Here is a 2,132-nt window from a genome sequence, read left to right on the forward strand (position 1 = left end):
GCTGGCGGAGGGGGTCTATACCAACCTCGCGCTCGGCCCGGCGACGCCGGGTGGCAAGCCGCTGCTGCGGATGAGCGTGAGCGCGGCGCTGACGCCGGAGCAGATCGACGGCGCCCTGGCGGCGATCATCCGCACGGCCCATGCGCTGGGGCAGCTCGGCACGCCGCTGGCGGCGGAGTAGTGTGCCCGGGGCTGCTGTCGGAGCCAGGGCTGGACCGGGGTCCGGCCCCGGGCCTCGTGGCCCGGACCTGGCCCGATCTGCGAGCCGTGCTTCTGCTGCTGGCCGTGGCCCTGCTGGCACGCGGCTTCTTCTTCGGCAATCCGGTGCTGGAAAGCGACGAGCAGTTCTACCTGCTGGTCGGCGACCGGATGCTGCACGGCGCCCTGCCCTATCTCGATATCTGGGACCGCAAGCCCGTCGGGCTGTTCCTGATCTACGCGGCGATCCGCGCCCTGGGCGGCGAGGGGATCGTCCAGTACCAGCTGGTGGCGACGCTTTTCGCCACGGCGACCGCCTTCCTCGTCGCGCGGCTGGGGGCGGAGCTGGGCTCCCGCCGGGGCGGGCTGTTCGCCGGCATGGCCTACCTGCTCTGGCTCGGGGCCTTCGGAGGCGAAGGCGGGCAGGCACCGGTCTTCTACAACCTCTTCGTCGCGGCCGCCGCCGGGACGGCGCTGCGCGCCGTCGCATACCCGGTGTCCTTCGCGCGGCTGTTCGGGCTGGGGGCGGCGGCGATGCTCCTCACCGGGCTGGCGATGCAGGTGAAGTACACCGCCATCTTCGAGGGGATGTTCTTCGGCTGCGCGCTGCTCTGGGCGGGGTGGCGGGCGCGGACCGGGCCGGGAAAGCTCCTTCCCGTCGCCCTGGCCTGGGTCGGCTGCGCGCTGCTGCCCACGGCGGCGGCCCTTGCCGCCTATACGGCCATGGGGCAGGCGCAGCCCTTCCTCTTCGCCAACTTCCTCTCGGTCTTCGAGCGCGACACGGCGGTGCTGGGCTCCCCGCTGCCCCGGCTGCTGGCGATGGCGGCACTGCTGCTGCCGCTCGGCCTTTGCGCCGTGATGGGCCTGCGGCTGTCCTGGCGGCACTCGGCGGGCGCGGCGGAACTCCGGCGCGCGGTGGGGTTCGTGACGGGTTGGGCCCTGGTGGCGGTAGCGGGCGTGCTGGCTTTCGGGACCTACTACAACCACTATGCCCTGCCCCTGCTCCTGCCGCTTTCCGTGGCGGCCGCGCCCTTGCTGGGCCGGCCGGAGGCGCGGGTCTGGAAGGTGACGGCCGCGGCGGCGCTGCTTCTGTCGGGCGCGGTCGCCACGGCGGTTCCGGGGGTGCTGCACCTCCGCTCGCGCGGCGATGGCAGCCAGCTGCGGGCGCTGGCGGCGGCGATGCGGCCGGGGGCGACGCTCTATGTCTTCGACGGGGAAGCGGTGCTCTACCTGCTGGCCCAGAGCCCGCTGCCGACGCCCTATGCCTTCCCGACCCATCTGAGCGACCTGCGGGAGGCTGGCGGGATCGGGGTCGATCAGGAGGCGGAGCTGAGGCGCGTCCTGGCGTCCCGGCCGGACTATATCGTGACGACGGACATCGCCCGGGGACGGATCAACCCGGAGGCGCAGCGGCTGCTGCGGGAAACCCTGGCCACGGCCTACCGGCCGGTGCGCAGCGTGCGGATCGGCAAAGGCCACCGCGTGCTCTACGGGAAGCTCCCCCAGGCAGGGCTCAGCGGACGGCGCCCCGCCGGCGCAGGCGCCACAGCAGCAGGGGAGCCGCCAGAATGGGATGCCGGCGCTGCCAGGGGGTGAGTTCCACGGGCATGCCCGAATGCCGGGCGATCTTGTCGGCGAGGTAGTCCGGCCCGCCATCGAAGGTGAAGGCGGCCTTGACGAGCCGGGCGATGTTCAGCGCCTTCCCGCACAGGCGGCGCAGGGCCCAGGCGAAGCGCCAGTTTCCGGAAGGGTGCCGGCCGATGCGGCCCAGGGCCGCGGGCAGGACGGCCGCGAACCAGGCGGGGGCGGTGGCGACGATGCTGTCGGGGCGGTTGCCGCGCTCGGCCCGCAGCTCGGCGCCGTAGGTACTGGCAAAGAGATGGCGCCAGAGCGCCGCGGGCGGGCCGGTGGGCGCGTCCAGGCGCAGGGCCCAG

General features: G+C 73.7%; 1 protein-coding gene and 2 pseudogenes. 2 read left to right on the top strand and 1 reads right to left on the bottom strand.

Annotated features, from left to right (window positions below; all coding sequences use genetic code 11):
• Both ROTAS13_RS23405 and ROTAS13_RS23410 read left to right on the top strand, forming a co-directional pair.
• A pseudogene (locus ROTAS13_RS23405) lies at positions 1-181 on the top strand (8-amino-7-oxononanoate synthase); the annotation flags it as partial.
• Between the two features lie 86 nt (positions 182-267).
• Complete coding sequence (locus tag ROTAS13_RS23410; RefSeq protein WP_139323535.1) at positions 268-1,794, top strand: hypothetical protein; 1,527 nt, start codon at positions 268-270, stop codon at positions 1,792-1,794.
• Here ROTAS13_RS23410 and ROTAS13_RS27530 read toward each other — a convergent pair.
• A pseudogene (locus ROTAS13_RS27530) lies at positions 1,712-2,132 on the bottom strand (hypothetical protein); the annotation flags it as partial. The gene ROTAS13_RS23410 and the pseudogene ROTAS13_RS27530 overlap by 83 nt on opposite strands.

Origin of the sequence: Roseomonas sp. TAS13 (assembly GCF_001950415.1) — a bacterium.
GTDB classification, from domain to species: domain Bacteria; phylum Pseudomonadota; class Alphaproteobacteria; order Acetobacterales; family Acetobacteraceae; genus Roseomonas; species Roseomonas mucosa.